This is a genomic window from Sphingobium sp. TomTYG74 (genome assembly GCF_055393875.1).
Map to the genome: position 1 here is coordinate 590667 of NZ_AP027341.1, position 16370 is coordinate 607036.

The 16370-nt window shown below is 63.7% G+C and carries 22 protein-coding genes; 9 read left to right on the forward strand and 13 right to left on the reverse strand.

Translation table 11 applies throughout. From position 1 onward, the window contains the following. Positions 1-22: 22 nt before the first annotated feature. The 4 genes from ACZ5TB_RS03080 to ACZ5TB_RS03095 form a co-directional block, all read right to left on the reverse strand. Positions 23-1414: an MATE family efflux transporter gene (locus ACZ5TB_RS03080; protein WP_464791966.1), complete on the reverse strand. Its 1392-nt coding sequence runs from the start codon at positions 1412-1414 to the stop codon at positions 23-25. Between the two features lie 28 nt (positions 1415-1442). After that, entirely contained in the window at positions 1443-2372 is a 930-nt protein-coding gene (locus ACZ5TB_RS03085; RefSeq protein WP_464791967.1) for a DUF808 domain-containing protein, read from the reverse strand. 104 nt (positions 2373-2476) lie between these two features. Continuing rightward, complete coding sequence (locus ACZ5TB_RS03090) at positions 2477-2722, reverse strand: hypothetical protein (protein ID WP_464791968.1); 246 nt, start codon at positions 2720-2722, stop codon at positions 2477-2479. Then, entirely contained in the window at positions 2719-3051 is a 333-nt protein-coding gene (locus tag ACZ5TB_RS03095) for a hypothetical protein (RefSeq protein WP_464779949.1), read from the reverse strand. Before ACZ5TB_RS03095 ends, ACZ5TB_RS03090 begins: the two co-directional genes overlap by 4 nt. Positions 3052-3176: 125 nt before the next feature. Between ACZ5TB_RS03095 and ACZ5TB_RS03100 the strand changes: the two genes are divergently transcribed. Continuing rightward, a complete protein-coding gene (locus ACZ5TB_RS03100; protein WP_464791969.1) occupies positions 3177-3479 on the forward strand; it encodes a plasmid stabilization protein in 303 nt (100 codons plus the stop codon). A 9-nt stretch (positions 3480-3488) separates the two neighbouring features. On the opposite strand, the gene ACZ5TB_RS03105 is transcribed toward ACZ5TB_RS03100, so the two are convergent. Both ACZ5TB_RS03105 and ygfZ read right to left on the reverse strand, forming a co-directional pair. Then, positions 3489-4238: a glutaminyl-peptide cyclotransferase gene (locus ACZ5TB_RS03105; protein ID WP_464791970.1), complete on the reverse strand. Its 750-nt coding sequence runs from the start codon at positions 4236-4238 to the stop codon at positions 3489-3491. Then, on the reverse strand, positions 4235-4972 hold the full coding sequence (gene ygfZ, locus ACZ5TB_RS03110; protein ID WP_464791971.1) for a CAF17-like 4Fe-4S cluster assembly/insertion protein YgfZ: 738 nt from the start codon (positions 4970-4972) through the stop codon (positions 4235-4237). The genes ACZ5TB_RS03105 and ygfZ overlap by 4 nt, the downstream gene beginning before the upstream one ends. Positions 4973-5020: 48 nt before the next feature. Here ygfZ and ACZ5TB_RS03115 point away from each other — a divergent pair, with 48 nt between their 5' ends. Beyond that, on the forward strand, positions 5021-6352 hold the full coding sequence (locus ACZ5TB_RS03115) for a dihydroorotase (protein ID WP_464791972.1): 1332 nt from the start codon (positions 5021-5023) through the stop codon (positions 6350-6352). Positions 6353-6362: 10 nt separating this feature from the next. Here the strand turns inward: ACZ5TB_RS03115 and rarD are convergent, their stop codons facing one another. Together rarD and ACZ5TB_RS03125 are read right to left on the reverse strand one after the other, a co-directional pair. Then, positions 6363-7220, reverse strand: coding sequence for an EamA family transporter RarD (rarD, locus tag ACZ5TB_RS03120; RefSeq protein WP_464791973.1), 858 nt, complete (start codon positions 7218-7220; stop codon positions 6363-6365). Between the two features lie 41 nt (positions 7221-7261). Continuing rightward, positions 7262-7483 (reverse strand): hypothetical protein, encoded by a 222-nt coding sequence (locus ACZ5TB_RS03125; RefSeq protein WP_196225858.1) that lies wholly within the window; start codon positions 7481-7483, stop codon positions 7262-7264. Positions 7484-7635: 152 nt separating this feature from the next. Here ACZ5TB_RS03125 and ACZ5TB_RS03130 point away from each other — a divergent pair, with 152 nt between their 5' ends. Genes ACZ5TB_RS03130 through ACZ5TB_RS03155 form a run of 6 tightly spaced genes read left to right on the forward strand, consistent with a single transcriptional unit; the run spans position 7636 to position 11729 of the window. Then, complete coding sequence (locus ACZ5TB_RS03130; RefSeq protein ID WP_464791974.1) at positions 7636-8358, forward strand: hypothetical protein; 723 nt, start codon at positions 7636-7638, stop codon at positions 8356-8358. A 60-nt stretch (positions 8359-8418) separates the two neighbouring features. Further along, entirely contained in the window at positions 8419-8802 is a 384-nt protein-coding gene (gene crcB / locus ACZ5TB_RS03135; protein WP_464779327.1) for a fluoride efflux transporter CrcB, read from the forward strand. Beyond that, positions 8799-10130, forward strand: coding sequence for an RluA family pseudouridine synthase (locus ACZ5TB_RS03140; protein ID WP_464779328.1), 1332 nt, complete (start codon positions 8799-8801; stop codon positions 10128-10130). Before crcB ends, ACZ5TB_RS03140 begins: the two co-directional genes overlap by 4 nt. Beyond that, a complete protein-coding gene (locus ACZ5TB_RS03145) occupies positions 10127-10786 on the forward strand; it encodes an HAD-IA family hydrolase (protein WP_464791975.1) in 660 nt (219 codons plus the stop codon). Before ACZ5TB_RS03140 ends, ACZ5TB_RS03145 begins: the two co-directional genes overlap by 4 nt. After that, on the forward strand, positions 10783-11037 hold the full coding sequence (locus ACZ5TB_RS03150) for a hypothetical protein (protein WP_464791976.1): 255 nt from the start codon (positions 10783-10785) through the stop codon (positions 11035-11037). Before ACZ5TB_RS03145 ends, ACZ5TB_RS03150 begins: the two co-directional genes overlap by 4 nt. Next, entirely contained in the window at positions 11034-11729 is a 696-nt protein-coding gene (locus ACZ5TB_RS03155; protein ID WP_464791977.1) for an ATP12 family chaperone protein, read from the forward strand. The genes ACZ5TB_RS03150 and ACZ5TB_RS03155 overlap by 4 nt, the downstream gene beginning before the upstream one ends. Positions 11730-11881: 152 nt before the next feature. On the opposite strand, the gene ACZ5TB_RS03160 is transcribed toward ACZ5TB_RS03155, so the two are convergent. The 3 genes from ACZ5TB_RS03160 to ACZ5TB_RS03170 form a co-directional block, all read right to left on the reverse strand. Further along, positions 11882-12562, reverse strand: coding sequence for a murein L,D-transpeptidase catalytic domain-containing protein (locus ACZ5TB_RS03160; RefSeq protein WP_464791978.1), 681 nt, complete (start codon positions 12560-12562; stop codon positions 11882-11884). Between the two features lie 90 nt (positions 12563-12652). Beyond that, positions 12653-12940: a hypothetical protein gene (locus ACZ5TB_RS03165; RefSeq protein ID WP_464791979.1), complete on the reverse strand. Its 288-nt coding sequence runs from the start codon at positions 12938-12940 to the stop codon at positions 12653-12655. Positions 12941-12946: 6 nt separating this feature from the next. Continuing rightward, positions 12947-14401 (reverse strand): L,D-transpeptidase family protein, encoded by a 1455-nt coding sequence (locus ACZ5TB_RS03170; RefSeq protein WP_464791980.1) that lies wholly within the window; start codon positions 14399-14401, stop codon positions 12947-12949. Positions 14402-14460: 59 nt separating this feature from the next. On the opposite strand from ACZ5TB_RS03170, the gene ACZ5TB_RS03175 reads away from it, so the two are divergent. Then, the gene (locus ACZ5TB_RS03175; RefSeq protein WP_464792474.1) at positions 14461-15366 is read left to right on the forward strand and encodes a histone deacetylase family protein; all 906 of its coding nucleotides are present in this window, start codon (positions 14461-14463) and stop codon (positions 15364-15366) included. Here ACZ5TB_RS03175 and ACZ5TB_RS03180 read toward each other — a convergent pair. Both ACZ5TB_RS03180 and ACZ5TB_RS03185 read right to left on the reverse strand, forming a co-directional pair. Further along, complete coding sequence (locus ACZ5TB_RS03180; RefSeq protein WP_464791981.1) at positions 15363-15935, reverse strand: hypothetical protein; 573 nt, start codon at positions 15933-15935, stop codon at positions 15363-15365. The two genes, ACZ5TB_RS03175 and ACZ5TB_RS03180, sit on opposite strands and share 4 nt — an antisense overlap. A 74-nt stretch (positions 15936-16009) precedes the next feature. Continuing rightward, on the reverse strand, positions 16010-16330 hold the full coding sequence (locus ACZ5TB_RS03185) for a phosphoribosyl-ATP diphosphatase (RefSeq protein WP_464791982.1): 321 nt from the start codon (positions 16328-16330) through the stop codon (positions 16010-16012). Positions 16331-16370 lie beyond the last annotated feature (40 nt).

Below are 16370 nucleotides of genomic sequence, written 5' to 3' on the forward strand. Positions count from 1 at the left end.
GCAAAGTGCATCCGGGCGCTTTTCAGGATGAGCTGACGAGGCCCAGCCGTTCCCGCATCGCCCAGCGGATGAGTAGCAGCAGCGCAACCGCACCAAGGCCGCTGGCGAGGCCCAGCCATATGCCGAGGCCGTTCATTCCGAGCGGGAATGCCAGGACGGTTCCCACGCCCACGCCGATGATCCAGTAGCCGATCAGCGCGAAGATCATCGGCACCTTCGTATCGTGCAGGCCGCGTAAAACACCGGCGGCGACCGCCTGTGTGGCATCCACCAGTTGAAACAGCGCGGCCACGGCGAGGAAGCTGACGGCCAGCGCCGCCGTTCGAGTGTTTGCGGGATCGTTCAGGTCTAGGAAGGCGCCGATCAGCAGACGGGGCACGGTGATAAGCAGGATGGCGGCGGCGAATGCAAACCCAAAGCCCAGCAGGAGGGCGAGCCAGCCCGCGCGTCCGATTTCGGCAGCATCGCCGCGTCCCTGAGCGAGGCCGACTCGTACCGTGGCGGCCTGACCAATTCCCATGGGCACCATGAAGAGAAGCGCGGCGATCTGAATCGCGACGGCATGCGCGGCGAGGGAATCGCGGCCGATGAGGCCCATGAGTAGGGCCGAGGCGTTGAAGACGGTTGTTTCAAAACCCACAGTGATCGCGATCGGCAGGCCCAGCGCCCAGACGGCGCGATGCCGGTCCCTGTCACCTATCCAGAAGCGGCCCATCACCCGATAGCGGCGGAAGCGCCGGTCGATCAGGATCACCGCCAGAAGGATCAAGAAAAGGAAACAGGAGGAGAGGGTGCTGGCAATGCCCGCTCCCAGTAGGCCAAGGGCTGGCATGCCCAGCTTACCAAAGATCAGGACCCAGCCCGCCAAGAGGTTGAAGGGTATCGCAAGCAGCATGACGACCACGGCCCAGATCGGCCGCTCCAGAGCCGACATGAAATTGCGCAGTGTCGAGAAGGCGAGGAAAGGAAGCAGCGCCCATTGCAGCCCGCGCATCATGACCCCGGCCTGATAGGCAAGGTCGGGCTGCTGACCCATGATGAGGAGAATGGCTTCGCTATGCCAGAGCAGTGCCCAGGCGGGCAGTACGAAGAAAAAGGCGGCGCGCAGCGTCTGTTGGACCGTGCGGCGAACGTCGCGGACGGAATGGCGGCGGCGGCCACGCTCATTGGCGATCAGTGGTGCGGCGGCTGTGACAAGGCCCATGCCGAATATGAGCAGGGCCTGGAACAGGTTGATGGCGAGCGCGCCCGCCGCCACGCTTTGCGCGCCCAGACGGCCGATCAGCAATAGATCGGTCGCGGCTATCCCTGCCCATGCGACATTGCCCGCGATCATCGGCAGGGCGAGGGCGAGTAGGGCGACTGCCTCTGCACGCCAGGGTGAATGGAGTTGGGGCATTTTTAAGGTCTGCATTGGCCGAATGTCCGGCGTGCCGCGTGCTTCAATGCTTTTTGAAAAGGTGCAACACTGCGACGATGATCCCGCCGATCACGAGCCCGACGATGGCTCCACCGATCGCGGTTACGGTCCAATCCAGGAAAGGCCCGATGGCGGGTGCGGTGGCCGCCACGCTTTGGGCAACATGGTGGATGGCGCCGGGGATCAGATCCCAGTGGAACTCATGCAACCCGTGAACGATCAGGCCGCCGCCGACCCACAACATGGCGGCTGTACCGACCACGGACAGGATCTTCATCAGGATGGGCATGGCATGGACCAGCCCGCGTCCCACAGCGCGCGTCGTTGATGAGGAGCGTTCGGCGAGGTGCAGGCCGATGTCGTCCATCTTCACGATGAAACCGACGACGCCATAGACGCCTGCTGTGATGAGGATGGCGACGACCACCAGAATCAGCGCTTGTTCCCAAAGCGGTTCTGCCGCCACGGTGCCGAGCGCGATCGCCATGATCTCGCCCGAAAGGATGAAGTCGGTGCGGATGGCGCCCGAGACCTTCTGATCCTCCAGCTCCTGCGAACTGTGGGTGGTGAGCGCTTCCTGCGCGACGTCATGCCCGCCCTGAATTGCCTCCAGCAGCTTTTCGACGGCCTCAAAGCAGAGGAATGCGCCGCCGAGCATCAGCAATGGTGGGAGAAGCCAAGGGGCGAAGGCGCTCAGCAGCAGCGCGGCGGGCAGCAGGAAGAGCAGCTTGTTGCGCAGCGACCCGCGCGCGATCTTCCAGATAATCGGAAGCTCACGATCGGGCGTCAGGCCCATGACGTAGCGGGGCGTCACCGCCGCATCGTCAATGACGACCCCGGCCGCCTTCGACCCGGCCTTACCCGCGGCTGCGGCGACATCGTCCAGAGACGTGGCTGTGAGCTTGGCTATTCCCGCTACGTCGTCGAGCAGCGCGATGAGACCCGAAGGCATTTGCTGGATTTCCCCTTATTTAGGTCATGCCGACGCGCGGCCTTTTATGGCCCCGTCTCATAGAGGCGGGGCGGGGCAGGGGCAACTGCGGCGGTCAGAGCAGGTCAGGCGACGCCGCGATAATTGCCGGGCGGGTCGCTTGCCGGGAAGGATTCGTCCACCTGCTCGTCGATCATGTCCCAGTCGCTTGGCGCGATATGCTGTTCTGCGGGGCCGGCATCCCGGATGATTCCCGACGATCCGACCGGCGCGCGATCGTCAATTTCGGCTGAGGCCTTCCGGTCCTTCCAGCTACGCCACGCTACGGCGCCCAGCCCGCCGAGAAATGCCAGCTTCAACAACCCCTTCATGATGATTTCTCCTGCCTGTCATGAACATGGACCCAGTCGGCACGGTCCTGGGTGACGCCCTGGGGGTGAAGGGAAAATTCGCCTTCTTCGTCGGTGCCGGGTTCGGCATGATCGCCCCCCGGGTGAGTGGTGACGGCCCACCTTTCCCGAAGCGCGGCGTTGATCATCGCGCGCCATTGGGCTTCGTCACCTGCCTCGCGCATGGCAGGGTCAGGGTCTTTCATGATGGCGAGGATGCTGGCCGCGTCGGCTACGTGCGCCTGCCACTGATCGGGCTCATGCGCGGCGAGATGGCGGGCCAGCCGTTCGATAAGGGTGCGCTGTTCCATAGCCGGGGAACGCCCGCCCATCAGCTTCCGTTCCGCGGGTTTCGTGACGCAAGCGCAGCGTTGTGAACGCGATGGCCGGATGATCGTTGGAGGGCGGTGAGGGGGCTGCTGACAGGAGATCGATCATGCCTCGTGGCGACAAGGACAGTTATACTGACAAGCAAAAGCGTAAGGCTGAACATATCGAGGAAGGCTATGAGGATCGCGGCGTTTCCCGCAAGGAGGCGGAGCGGCGGGCCTGGGCGACGGTGAACAAGGAATCAGGTGGCGGAAACAAGTCCGGGTCGGGGCGGGGGAAGCCTGATACGCATGTTTCCTCGCGCAAGGGCGGGCGAAAGGGTGGCGCCGCTTCGGCTGGGCGGTCGGCGGCGGATCGATCTGCGGCGGCGAAGAAGGGTTGGGAGACGCGGCGCAAGAAGGCTAGTTAGCGCTCGTCGTTACTTGGCTTTCAGGCGTATCTCGAACAGCTTTGGCCAATATTTGCCCGTAACAAAGATGCGGTCGCGCTTTTGATCATAGGCGATGCCGTTGGGCACAGCTTCGCTATCAGCGACGCCGCTTTCCCGGATGAGGGGGGCTATGTCGATCCAGTCGATGACATTGCCGGTTGCGGGATCGATCCGGGCGATGCGCGTGTCATACCAGATGTTCGCCCATAGCTCGCCCTTCACATATTCCAGTTCGTTCAGACGCTCGATCGGACGGCCGTTGAACGTGACGGTGATGCGGCGCGTCTCGCCAAGTGTTTCGGGATCGAGGAAGCGAAGCTGCGATGTGCCATCGCTCATGATCAGGCTGTGGCCGTCCTGGGTCAGGCCCCAGCCTTCGCCTTCATAGCGAAACTGGGAAATGGGCGAGAAACCGTTGAGTTTCCAGACGAAGCCCTGACGATGGCGCCAGGTCAGGCTGATCAGCCGGTCCTTCCAGTTGACGATGCCTTCGCCGAAATATTGGGGGGCGAGGGTACGGCTTTCGAGGACTTTGCCGTCCTCAAGCGAGACTTTGCGGATTTCCGATTGGCCTTCAAGGCCGGTGCTTTCGTAGAGGGCGCCGTCGTGGAAGAAGAGGCCCTCGGTAAAGGCTTTGGGGTCGTGAGGATAGGCTTTCACCAGCGTCCAGGGCGTATCGGCCCATGCGGGCACTGCAATGCTGAGAGCCCCGATCAGGGCAAGCAAGAGGCGCTTCATCCGGCGGCTTGCTCCGCGATCACGGCGGCGAGCCATGGGGGCAGGGTCGCGGGATCGATGTCTTCTAAGCGGCGCAGTTCGATGGACAGGCTAAGGTCGGGGAGGGCGGTGCGTTGGCGCTTCTCGTCAGCGTTGGCCAAGGGCACGGCGACAAGGCGGCGGTTCACCTTGCTGCGATAATGCATGCGGGCGGTGTTTTCCTGACCGACATAGCAGCCCTTGTCGAAGTCAACGCCACGCAGTTCCCCCGCATTGGTTTCCAGCCATAGCGTCTGGTCCTGACCAAGCTCGCCCGCGCCCTCGAACACGCCGAGCGACAGGCGGTGCGCGCGGAAGGCGGCGGAGGCGTCGTCCGACGCTGGCGGAGCGAGCCAGCGATGGCCGAGGTTAGCGAGGCGTGGGTCGAGGGGCTTGTCAATGGCCGCGAGCGACCAGTGGACGGCAAGTGCTTCCTCCCGTGCAATCGTCACCTTACGGCGCAGGCGGTAGAGGGTGAGCCGCTTGGCCAGCGCTTCTGCCTGCGCCGCCTCGCAATCGATCAGCACATCGTCGCCATCGGCCCATAGAATGAAGTCGTACAGTGCCTTGCCCTGCGGTGTCAGGAGCCCGGTCCAGCGTGGTTCGTCCGCCTTGAGCGTCAGGACGTCGCGGGTGAGCAGGCCTTGCAGGAATGGCCGCGCCTCTTCGCCTGAAATTCTGAGTAGCGCGCGGTCGGATAGGGTGGTGCCGGTCATCGGCTTTAGGTAGGACAGACGCCGACCATATCCAAGCGGCGAGCAATCATGTCCCAGAATTTCGACCTGATCCTGAAGAACGGCACCGTCCATACGCCCGGCGGGTCCGAGCAGACCGATGTAGGCGTGCGCGGCGGCAAGATTGTGGCGATCGGGTCTTCGCTAGGCGATGCGGGCGAGGTGATCGACTGCACGGGGCTGGACGTGCTGCCCGGCTGCATCGATAGCCAGGTGCATTTCCGCGAGCCGGGCCTTGAACATAAGGAAGACCTCGAATCAGGTAGCCGCTCCGCCGTGCTGGGCGGGATCACTTCTGTGTTCGAGATGCCGAACACCAACCCGAATACGGACAGCGCTGAACGTGTGCATGACAAGCTGGCCCGCGCTCACCATCGCATGTGGTGCGACCATGCCTTTTATGTCGGAGCGACGGCCGATAATGCCGAAGCGCTGAAGGAACTGGAGCGTATTCCCGGCACCGCTGGCGTGAAGATCTTCATGGGCGCATCGACCGGCAGCCTGCTGGTGGATGATGACGCGGCGCTGTCGCGCGTGTTGGCAAGCGGCACGCGGCGTGTCGCCATCCATGCCGAGGATGAGGCGCGGATGAATGCGCGCAAGGATTTGCGGGTGGAGGGCGATCCTTCCTCCCATCCCGTCTGGCGTGACGATGAAAGCGCGATGATCGCCACGAAGCGGATCATCGGCCTGGCTCGCAAGGCACGGCGGCGCATCCACATCCTGCATGTCACCACTCCGGCGGAACTGGAATATATCGCGGGGCACAAGGATATTGCGACCTGCGAAGTGACGCCGCAGCATCTGACGCTGGCGGCGGAGGATGCCTATCCCCGGCTTGGCACCTACGCGCAGATGAACCCGCCGATCCGCTCGGCGACGCATCGCGATGGCCTGTGGCACTGGCTCAATCAGGGCGTGCCCGATGTGCTGGGCAGCGATCATGCGCCGCATACGGTGGAGGAAAAGGCGAAAGCCTATCCCGGATCGCCCAGCGGCATGCCGGGCGTCCAGACGCTGGTGCCGTTGCTGCTCAACCATGTGGCGGAGGGGCGTTTGTCGCTGCGGCGGTTTATCGAGCTGACCTCTTCTGGGCCGCAGCGGGTGTTTGGGCTTGTCGGCAAGGGGCGGATCGCGCTTGGCTATGATGCCGACTTTACAGTGGTGGACCTCAAGAAGCGGTGGACGGTGGGTAGCGACTGGCTTTCCTCGCGCTGTAACTGGTCGCCCTTTGAAGGCATGGACCTCACCGGCAAGGCCGTGGGGACGATCGTGCGCGGAAACCGGGTCATGTGGGAAGATACGCTGGCCAATGAAGCGGTGGGCGAAGCCGTGCGCTTCGAGGCGACCGAGTTCGCCTGAACGTCCCGGCCTACGCCGCCGCCAGCCTGTTCTTGCGGGCGGCCGCGAGGCTGTCCGTCGCGAACAGGATAAGGCCCAGCCAGATCAGTGCGAAGCTGATCATCTGGCCCTGCGTCAGTTTCTCGCCATAGAGCAGCACGCCGCACAGGAATTGCAGCGTGGGCGCGAGATACTGGATGAGGCCGAGCGTCGTAAGCGGCAGGCGCTGCGCAGCCATGGCGAACAGGATCAGCGGCACCGTCGTCAAGGCGCCCGAGAAGATGAGAAGGCTGCTGGTATAGCTGTTCTGCCCAAAGCTGATGCCACCATGGCCCCACAGCCATAGCAGATATGCAAGAGCGAGCGGCGCAAGCAGCAGCGTTTCCGCGCCCAGGCCAATCATTGGCGCAACCGGGGTCAATTTGCGGACAAGGCCGTACAGGGCAAAGCTGACCGCCAGACCGACGCTGATCCACAGGGTGGTCAAGGCCGTCGCCGCCATGATGGCGACACCCACCGCAGCGATCGTGATGGCGATGGCCTGCCCACGCCGCAGTCTTTCCTTCAGCACCAGGACGCCGAGCGCGACATTGACCAGTGGATTGAGGAAATAGCCAAGGCTGGCAGCGATGACGTGGCCGTTATTGACCGACCATACATAGACCAGCCAGTTGAAGCCGATGAACAGCGCGGATGCGGTGAGGGGCAGGACGATCCGCCTGTCGCGCAATGCTGCCCCAAGCGCGCCCAGATTCCGCCGTGCCGCGAGTACGCCGACGATCAGGACGAGCGACCATATGACCCGCTGCGCCACGACCTCTACCGGGGTCACGGCGTGGAGCAGCTTGAAAAAGATGGGCAGCAGGCCCCAGAGGCCATAGGCCGCCACCGCAGCGATCAGGCCCGTCCTTAGCTGCTGATCATGCGGGTTCAGAAAATGCCTCCGCCCAGGAACAGGCGGAACGCACCGATCGCCGCGACGATGAGGCACAGGTTGCGGCCGCTGTTACGGGTAGATAATATCCCGATCACGGCGCCAAACAGTGCGATCGGCACCAGCAGCCAATTGGCGATCCCCAGAAGCGGCAGGAAAGCCGGGATCATCAGCAGGAGGGCGAAAAGGCCGATCAGGACCGAGAGGACGTTTAGCATCGTGATGAAATGGGCCTTGTTCCGCCCGGAGACAAGATGGGCGCGGATGCCATTCGCATCTTAATGGCATCGGAAAATTTAGCGATTTACCAAAATCACTAACGAAAAATTAACTCCTGACATTCACCTCTTGTTTACAAAGGAGTTAAGCCATGCCGCCTTTCCGTTCTGTCTATGCCCTTGCCGTGCTGCTCCCGATGCCGTTGGCGAGTTGCGGGAAGGGGGACAAGGAGGCTGATCTCAACGCCCTCGACGCCCAGCTGACCAACAATGCGGTGGACCCGGCTTTGCAGGAAGCATTGGGAGGGAAGATCACGGTCGATCCCAAATTGACGGGTCAATCCGGACGCTCTGCCATCGCGGGTCTGCCGAAGCTTAGTGGCGACGCGGCCAAGGCACTGGCCGAATCGGTGAAGCTGGCGGGCGGCAAGCTGCTCGCGACCCCTGCTCCAACAGCAGGTGAGGGTAAGGAACCGGCGGCTGCGCTGGCCGCCGCCGCGCAGGATCAGGACAAGCCCGGCGGCAATGTCTTCTGCCGCAAGCAGCTGGCCTATGGCATGCAGTGGGCCAGCCGACTGCCCGATCCCTTCGGCGTTTACCCGGGCGCTGAACTGACGGAGGCGGCGGGCGCGGACAAAAATGGTTGCACGCTGCGTGCGGCCACTTTTGTGACGCCGGTGCCCCGCCAGAACGTCATGGATTATTATTATACGCAGGCGCGGCGTTCCGGATTTGACGCCGAATACAAGGTGATGGGCGGGGATCATGTGCTCGGCGGCACGCGCGCGGACGACGGCGCCGCTTTCCTGCTCGTCTTCACCGATGCGTCGGGCGGGCGGACGAATGTCGATATAATCGCCGACAAGGGACGGTAAGCGCCAGAAAGGCGCGCGCCGCCATTTTCTTTACTGCGATTTGCCTCTAGGGCGGGCGGGATGAACAATATCCTCCTTGTCATGGGCGGCGGCGCGGTTGGCGCGCTGGCGCGCTACCAGCTGGGCCGCTTTGCCGGTCACATGCTGCCGGGTTTGCAATGGCCCTGGGGCACCTTTGCCGCGAACGTGCTGGGCGGTTTTGCCATGGGTCTGCTTGCGGGTTGGCTGGCGCGGTTCGGCAGTGCGTCGGGTGAAGCCCTGCGCCTGTTGCTGGCGGTTGGGCTCCTAGGCGGCTTCACAACCTTTTCTTCCTTCAGTCTGGAGACCGTGCTGATGATCGAGCGCGGGCAGCTGGGCATGGCGATGAGCTATGCCGCCCTGTCAGTGATCGCCGCTGTTGGCGCGCTGGTCCTTGGCCTTGGCATGATGCGGAGCGTGGCATGAAGGGGCGTCCTCCCGGCAAGCCTTCCGGTCCCTCGCGCGGGGGCAAGCCCGGCGGTGGCGCGCCCGGCCGCGCCCGTGGTGGCGCAAAGGCTGCGCGGGCGCGCAAGCCTGATGCGCACAAGTCACCGGCGAAAACTGCCGCCAAGCCTGCTCCGGCCAAGGCCGCAACGCCGAAGGCTGCTGCGCCGAAGGCTGCTGCTGCGGGAAAAGGCGTTTCGCTGGACGTGCGTCAGTTCCGCGTGGGTGCGGATGATGATGGCATCCGGCTGGATCGCTGGTTCCAACGGCATTTGCCCGACATCGGGTTCAACAGCGTGTCGCGCTGGTCTCGCACGGGCCAGTTGCGGGTCGATGGCGCGCGCGCCGCACCGGGCGATCGCGTGGCCGAGGGCCAGCTGATCCGCGTTCCTCCCGCCGAACCGAAAGCTGTCGAGACCGCCAAGCCGCGCCGCGTCCGGCCGGAATTGAGCGAAGATCAGATCAGTTTCGCACAGAATATGGTGATCCATCGCGACGCGCAGGCGATCGTTATCAACAAGCCGCCGGGCTTGGCGACGCAGGGCGGCACCAAGACTGACGAGCATGTCGACGGCCTGCTCGACGCCTTGGAATATGAGCTGGATCAGCGGCCCAAGCTGGTCCATCGGTTGGACAAGGACACCTCCGGCGCGTTGCTGGTCGCCCGCACGGCGCGGTCGGCAGCCTATTTCGCCAAGGCTTTTTCCAGCCGCACCGCGCGCAAGGTCTATTGGGCGATCGTCATGGGCGTGCCTTCGATCAATGACGGCATGATCGAACTGCCCATCGCCAAGCAGCCCGGCACCGGCGGCGAGAAGATGCATGTCGATGAGGAAGAGGGCCTGCCCGCTCGTTCGCGCTATCGCGTGATCGAACGCGCGGGAAACCGCGCTGCCTGGGTCGAGCTGCAACCGCATACGGGCCGCACGCACCAGTTGCGCGTGCATATGGCGGCTATCGGGCATCCGATTGTCGGCGACGGCAAATATGGCGGCAAGGAAGCGTTCCTGTCCGGCTCGATCAGTCGGAAGATGCACCTGCACGCCCGCCGCATCCGTGTCGATCATCCCGATGGTGGCCGCGTCGATGTGCGCGCCGACCTGCCCGAGCATTTCGCGGCGAGCCTGATCTCACTGGGCTTCGACATCAACGCGGGTGACCTGCCGCTGGACGAGGAGATCGCTCGCGCGCCAACCCGCGAGGATGAGAAGAAGGCGGCGCGCGCCCATGCCAAGCAAGTGCGCAAGGAGCGTCGTGGTGAACGGCGGTCGCGCGGATCGGGCGGTAGCGGGAGTCCCCGCAAGAAATGAGCAACCGCCTTGCCGTTTTCGATTGCGACGGCACTCTGGTCGATAGCCAGCACAGCATCTGCGCCGCCATGACGCTGGCGTTTGAAGGCGAGAAGCTGGCTGCGCCTGACCGGACTACGATCCTGTCCGTGGTCGGCCTGTCGCTGCCGTTGGCGATCGCGCGACTGCTGCCGGAAGCGGAGGCGGATTTCCACGACCATCTGTCGGAAAGCTACAAGCGCGCTTTCCAGCAGATGCGCCGCGACAATGCGGTGTCGGATCCGCTCTATCCGGGGATAGCCGAGTTGATCCGGGAACTGGATGCCGACGGATGGCTGCTGGGCGTGGCGACGGGCAAGTCGGATCGGGGGCTGAACCTCTGCCTGGCGCATCATGGCATCGATGCGCATTTCGTGACGCTTCAGACTGCCGACCGGCATCCGTCCAAGCCGCATCCGTCCATGCTGCTGACCGCCATGGCGGAAGCGGGCGCGAGTCCGGAGACGACGGTGATGATCGGCGACACCAGCTATGACATCGACATGGCGCTGAGCGCCGGAACGAGGGCGTTGGGGGTCGGCTGGGGCTATCACCTGCCCGCCGATCTCATTGCGGCTGGCGCGCATGCCGTGGCGATGGACAGCGATGAACTCAGGAACCATATCCGCGCAGCATGACCGACTTTCCTCCTCCCCCTCCCGTCGATCCTGAAAAGGTCGCGCGCCAGCGTCACTTCGCGCTTGGCATGTTCCGCCTTTCGGGTGCCCTGCTCGTGATGTTCGGCTTCCTCATCCTGATGGAGCGTTTCAGCTGGGTGCAGGGCAGCAAGGCCAAGGCGATGGGCATGATATTCGTGCTGGTCGGCCTGTTCCAGTTCATCATCGTGCCGCGTCTGCTGCTGGCCCTGTTTCGGAGGCCGCCGCAATGAGGCGCTTTTACAAGGATGTCGCGGTGATTTCCGGCGAGGCTGGGCATGAGATCCAGTTGGACGGGCGTCCCGTGCGGACGCCCGCGCGTGCGGCGCTGGCCCTGCCGACCGCGGGGTTGGCGGAGGCTGTGGCTGAGGAATGGCGCGGGCAGGGTGATACGGTCGATCCGCGCTCGATGCCTTTCACCGGCCTTGCCAACGGGGCCATCGACCAGATCGCGCCCAATCGCGAGAGCTTCGCTTCGGGCATCGCCAATTATGGGACCAGCGACCTGCTCTGTTACCGTGCCGAAGGGCCTGCGGAACTGGTGTCGCGGGAGGCGGCGGCGTGGGACCCGCTGCTGGACTGGGCGCGGCGGCGTTATGACGTCACCTTTCGCGTGACCCAAGGCATCATTCCGGTCGATCAGCCGCCTGAGACTTTGGAGCGGCTGGATGCTGCGGTGAAAGCCTATGATCCTTTCACGCTAGCGGGATTGTCCACGCTCGTGACCCTGTCGGGTTCGCTGGTCTGCGGCCTGGCGATCGTCGAGGGCGGGCATGATGCAGATGCGATCTGGACCGCGTCGGAAATAGATGAGGCCTGGGAAGTCGAACAGTGGGGCGAGGATGCCGAAGCCGCTGCCCGATCAGCCAGACGGCGGGATGAGTTCGCCATGGCCCGACGCTTCTGCGAGTTGGTGGCGCGGTAGATCAGAGTTGGATTTAACCGGCACCACCTTTTAATCCGTTCGGGCTGAGCTTGTCGAAGCCCTCCACTTTCTTAAAAGAAATAAAGCCCTTCGACAGGCTCAGGGCGAACGGGTGAGGAAAAGCTGATTAATTAGAGCGCGTGCGCGGCTCTTCAAGCCCCCATCGCCGTGAGCTTGTTCGCATAAACCATGCGGCCCGGGCCAAGCAGCCCCAGCAGCTGCGGCAACATGTGGCGGGCGACGGCGAAGCAGCCTTCGCTGCGGCCGATCTTGCCCCATGAAGCGATATGGTCTTCGCTCACATAGTCGGCGCCGTGGATCACGATGGCGCGCATCTCGGCATTGTTGTTCTGCGAATCGAGGCCTGCCAGTCGCATGGCGCGGCCGTGCTGCCCTTCGTAAATTTGTCCGGTCTTGTACGCGCCCGCCGAACTGGCGAGCGAATTGGGCTCGTTGGAGAAAGTCTGGAGCCAACCGGAATGTCCCGGATCGGACCCCCGGCCATGCGCCACCAGATAGGAGCTGGAATGACCGCCGACGAGATCGACGATGTGGAAGCGCAACTCACGCGAAGGGGCGTTGAAATCGGCCAGCGCGACCCGGTCGCGCAGCTCGAACATATGCGCATGCTCGTCCAGCGCCGCCTTTGCCCGGTCCAGCAGCCGCGCATAGGGCTGACTTGCCAAAGGCGTAACCGGATGCGGGGTTACGGGCGGCGGCACCGGCGCGGAAGGCTGTGGGGTGGCCGTCAGGGCGGCGCGTCCGGCGCCATCTGCTAGGAATGAAAGGGCGATTCCGCTTAAAGCGGCCTTCGTAAAACTGCGGCGATCCATGAATCGCAATATAGCAAAGCTCTGCGCCCGCTTAAAGAGCAGGGCGCAAATGGGCGGCCGCCGTTCGTCGGAAGGCGGCCAGCCTTCGGCTCAATTGGTCGAATTGCTTCCCTCGGCCGACGGGTCCAGCCGTGCGGTCATGCCAGTCGCTTCGGCGTCGTCCTGGATCTGCTGCTGCTCGGAAATGCTTGGCGGCGGTGCAGGTTCCGGCGCGGCGGCATTATTGGCTGGCGGCAGCGGGGCTTCCGGTTCCTCGATGATCACATTTTCAACCGGCGGCTCGACCAGATTGTTGGTTGCGGGTGTTTCGTCTTCCTTCTTCCCGCAGGCGGAGAGGGCGAGCGCGCCAGCGAGGGCGGCGAGGGCAATCTTGCGCATGGGGTCTTAGTCCTTCGATGCGATGGTGGGCGCGGGGGCGGCAGTGGGATCGAGCCGACGGCTGGATGCCTCGATCTTCTGGGCGAGCAGCTTGTCCCAGCCATAGGGATCAGACCGGAAATTCATTGTGCCGTTGCTGCTGGCAAAGGCGGTCCAGTAGAGCAGGTAAACGGCGACTTCCTTGGGCAATTGCACGCGCTGGGTCTTCCCAGTGTCGATCAGTGACTGCACTTTGCCAGCGAGATTGGGGTCGCTTTGCACCATCAGTTCCGCGAGCGGAACGGGCTTTTCAAGCCGGATGCAGCCATGGCTGGCGAGCCGGTCATAGCTTGAGAATTTCGCGCGCGCGGGCGTGTCGTGCAGATAGACGGCGAAGGGATTGTTGAAGTCGAACTTCAACCGTCCGAGCGCGCTGCCGGGACCCGCTGGCTGAACGATCCGCTCCCCGGTCTCGGGCGTGCCGACGATCTTGTAGCCCTGGCGCAGCAGGGCGGCGCGACCCTTTGGCCACAATTCCTTTTTCGCGATGGAGGCGGGGACATTCCATGGCGGATTGACGACGATCGAATGGATGCTGGATGTCAGCATCGGCGTCGCATTGTCCGGCGATCCGGTGACCGCCCGCATCGAGGTGACGGGCTGGTCGCCTTCGAAGAGGGTGAGCACGGCGGCGGCAATATTCACCTGCACGCGGTTGACCGGCAACTGGCGCGGCATCCAACGCCAGCGTTCCATATTCGCCATGATGGCGGCGATGCGGTCCTCCACCGGAACATTGAGTTCTTTGAGCGTGCGGGCGTCCAGCAGGCCGGTGGGGTTCAACCCATAGCGGCGCTGCGCCCGCTGAAGCGCGTCGGACAGCTTCTCGCCGGGCTGAACGCTCTTGTCCTCTATGGCGAGGCGTTTGCGCACCGCGTCGGGCGCGGATTTCGCGCCGAGAACCGGCCAGCCCCCGGCGTCACGGATTTGCTCATAATTGGCAAGACCCCGGCGCAGGCCATCATAACCAGAATAGGGCGGCGTCAGGCCGGCCGCCCATTGCGGCAGGCGGTCTTCGGCAATGGCGCGGGCAAGGCCGGGGCGTTGATCGACCGCTGCCGGGCGCAAAGCCCAGATATTGAGGAAGTCGGCGGTATCGACCCTGCCGGTGCTGAGCGCCTTGGCCCTGTCCAGAACGGCGGTGACCAACGCGTCGCCACTCAGGACGCCGGTCGCCTTGCTGCGGGCCATCAGTCCCTGTTCAGCGCCGCCCTTCAGCCAGTTGTTCAGCCAAGCCTGTTGCGCGGCCGATGGAACCGGAATCGGCACTGGCGGCGGCGTCACCACGGCGGGCGGCGCGATGACTGGCGGAGCGGGCGCGGGCAGCGTCGGCACAACCGCAGGCGGCTGCGCGAACACGGGTGTCGCGGCAAGGCCCATGAGGGAGCTGAGGCTGAAACGGATCAAATTGGGACGGTTCATGCTGGACCAGATAGCGCAAAGCCCTCATCGTTCAAACTCGAGATCGCGGAAAAAAGATGATGCTCCATGTCGTTCACCATCCTGCCTATGTTTCCCCTGCCACAGGCGGCAGCCGCTTTCGTTTTGATAAATATGGGCTGGTTATGGAAGCACTTAGGGTAAGTGGCGCCGCCTTTACCGTCCATGAACCCACAGCCATGCCCCGCCACTGGATCGAGGCCGTGCATGATGCCGCCTATGTCGAACAGATAGCCAGTCTGAATGTCCCACCTGAAAAGGAACGGCGGATCGGTTTTGCGGTGAATGAACGGGTAATGCGGCGGTCCATGCTGTCTCCCGGTGGAACCTGGGCCGCGGCAAAGCTGGCGATGGTTCATGGCTATGCCGCCAACGCGGCTGGCGGCAGTCATCATGCCCTTTACGACAGCGGGGCGGGTTACTGCGTATTCAATGACCTGGCCATCGCCGCGAATCGCCTGATCGGGGAAGGGGATGCGCGGCGGGTGTTGATTCTCGATCTCGACGTGCATCAGGGCGATGGCACCGCGCAGTTGATGGAGGGGCGGGACGACGTCTTCACCCTGTCCGTCCATGCGGAGAAAAATTTCCCCGTGCGCAAGATGCGGTCGTCGCTGGACGTGGCGCTCCCCGACGGCGTGGGCGACGCGGATTATCTCGCGGCGCTCATGGAAGTGCTGCCCCAGACGCTGGATAGCTTCGGCCCGGACCTCATTCTGTATCAGGCGGGGGTCGATCCGCATGCCGACGACAGGCTGGGGCGATTGGCGCTGAGCGATGCGGGGTTGGAAGTGCGTGACCGCACAGTCATGCGGGAAGCGCGTAACCGGGGCATCCCGCTCGCCAGCACCATGGGTGGGGGTTATGGCGAGGACAGGATGGCGGTGGCAGAGCGTCACGCCGCCTGCATGATCCGGCTGGCGGAGGAGGCGAGGTCGGGGCCTTAGTGCATCGTCGTAGCGTTTGCCGATGCGACAGGAGCCGTCACGATTAGCCGAGCCGCGATAAGTCCGGCGGCGGCCAGCGCGATGAAGTCGCTGAAGGCGAGGTAGAAACTATATCCCCAATGGGCGTGATTGAAGACGGCCTGGCCTATGTCCAGCCACAACACGGCCGCTAGCGCAGAGAGCAACGCGATGCGCGCGCGGTGGCCGAAGTCCGCCGCCGCGAATCTCAGCGCGAGGGCGATGAGAACCCCGGTGATCAGGGCCAGGACGAGCCCGCCGATCAGCGCGGCACTGTCCGTCACCGGAAAGCCGCTATTGTTGTAAAAGACGGTCGCGATTGGCCCCTTGCCATACAGGATCGTGCCCTGCGCGGTCGCCGGATCGGGGACGATATAGACCCCGGTTCCGGTCTGCGTCAGAGACTGCGCCAGTGCCGCCTGAAGGTTCGCGCCGGGGGCTTCACCCGTGCGGTGAAAGGCAAGAGCGCTTAGCGGCGTCTGCCAAAAGAGGAAGCGGATCACGAAAAGAGCGAAGCCGCCCAATATGCCGCCCGCGATCGTCCTTACCATAAGCCGTTATCCTCCCTGTTTGCCTTGAGGCAGATCAGGAAACGCCGATGGGAGGATTTCTTTCCGGCTGTGTATCAATCTCGCGGGCGGGCAGCTTTTTCCGCGATCCCGGATACGCCTTCTCGGCGGTCCAGTTCATCGAGCACGACGTCCAGCGGAATGTCGAGGTCCGCCAGGAGAACCATCAGGTGGAACAGCAAATCCGCGCTTTCGCCTATCACACCTTCATGGTCGGATGCCATGGCGGCGATGACCGTCTCCACGGCTTCTTCGCCGACCTTCTGCGCGATCTTGCCCCGGCCTCGTGCGGTCAGCTTCGCCACATAGGACTGGGACGGGTCAGCTGTCCGCCGTTGCCGGATGGTCTTTTCAAGATCGAAGAGTGTTGAGCGCATGCCGTCCATCAAGCCTTCACCGCCAAATGCGTCAATGAAA

Excerpts from the sequence above, each read along its gene's own strand:
- ACZ5TB_RS03100 (WP_464791969.1), top strand. The coding sequence starts at position 3,177 with ATGCCTCGTGGCGACAAGGACAGTTATACTGACAAGCAAAAGCGTAAG.
- ACZ5TB_RS03125 (WP_196225858.1), bottom strand. The coding sequence starts at position 7,483 with ATGCTAAACGTCCTCTCGGTCCTGATCGGCCTTTTCGCCCTCCTGCTG.
- ACZ5TB_RS03180 (WP_464791981.1), bottom strand. The coding sequence starts at position 15,935 with ATGGTAAGGACGATCGCGGGCGGCATATTGGGCGGCTTCGCTCTTTTC.
- ACZ5TB_RS03085 (WP_464791967.1), bottom strand. The coding sequence starts at position 2,372 with ATGCCTTCGGGTCTCATCGCGCTGCTCGACGACGTAGCGGGAATAGCC.
- ACZ5TB_RS03095 (WP_464779949.1), bottom strand. The coding sequence starts at position 3,051 with ATGGAACAGCGCACCCTTATCGAACGGCTGGCCCGCCATCTCGCCGCG.
- ACZ5TB_RS03170 (WP_464791980.1), bottom strand. The coding sequence starts at position 14,401 with ATGAACCGTCCCAATTTGATCCGTTTCAGCCTCAGCTCCCTCATGGGC.
- ACZ5TB_RS03090 (WP_464791968.1), bottom strand. The coding sequence starts at position 2,722 with ATGAAGGGGTTGTTGAAGCTGGCATTTCTCGGCGGGCTGGGCGCCGTA.
- ACZ5TB_RS03165 (WP_464791979.1), bottom strand. The coding sequence starts at position 12,940 with ATGCGCAAGATTGCCCTCGCCGCCCTCGCTGGCGCGCTCGCCCTCTCC.
- ygfZ (WP_464791971.1), bottom strand. The coding sequence starts at position 4,972 with ATGACCGGCACCACCCTATCCGACCGCGCGCTACTCAGAATTTCAGGC.
- ACZ5TB_RS03150 (WP_464791976.1), top strand. The coding sequence starts at position 10,783 with ATGACCGACTTTCCTCCTCCCCCTCCCGTCGATCCTGAAAAGGTCGCG.
- ACZ5TB_RS03155 (WP_464791977.1), top strand. The coding sequence starts at position 11,034 with ATGAGGCGCTTTTACAAGGATGTCGCGGTGATTTCCGGCGAGGCTGGG.
- ACZ5TB_RS03140 (WP_464779328.1), top strand. The coding sequence starts at position 8,799 with ATGAAGGGGCGTCCTCCCGGCAAGCCTTCCGGTCCCTCGCGCGGGGGC.
- crcB (WP_464779327.1), top strand. The coding sequence starts at position 8,419 with ATGAACAATATCCTCCTTGTCATGGGCGGCGGCGCGGTTGGCGCGCTG.
- ACZ5TB_RS03080 (WP_464791966.1), bottom strand. The coding sequence starts at position 1,414 with ATGCAGACCTTAAAAATGCCCCAACTCCATTCACCCTGGCGTGCAGAG.
- ACZ5TB_RS03115 (WP_464791972.1), top strand. The coding sequence starts at position 5,021 with ATGTCCCAGAATTTCGACCTGATCCTGAAGAACGGCACCGTCCATACG.
- ACZ5TB_RS03145 (WP_464791975.1), top strand. The coding sequence starts at position 10,127 with ATGAGCAACCGCCTTGCCGTTTTCGATTGCGACGGCACTCTGGTCGAT.
- ACZ5TB_RS03105 (WP_464791970.1), bottom strand. The coding sequence starts at position 4,238 with ATGAAGCGCCTCTTGCTTGCCCTGATCGGGGCTCTCAGCATTGCAGTG.
- ACZ5TB_RS03185 (WP_464791982.1), bottom strand. The coding sequence starts at position 16,330 with ATGCGCTCAACACTCTTCGATCTTGAAAAGACCATCCGGCAACGGCGG.
- ACZ5TB_RS03130 (WP_464791974.1), top strand. The coding sequence starts at position 7,636 with ATGCCGCCTTTCCGTTCTGTCTATGCCCTTGCCGTGCTGCTCCCGATG.
- ACZ5TB_RS03175 (WP_464792474.1), top strand. The coding sequence starts at position 14,461 with ATGCTCCATGTCGTTCACCATCCTGCCTATGTTTCCCCTGCCACAGGC.
- ACZ5TB_RS03160 (WP_464791978.1), bottom strand. The coding sequence starts at position 12,562 with ATGGATCGCCGCAGTTTTACGAAGGCCGCTTTAAGCGGAATCGCCCTT.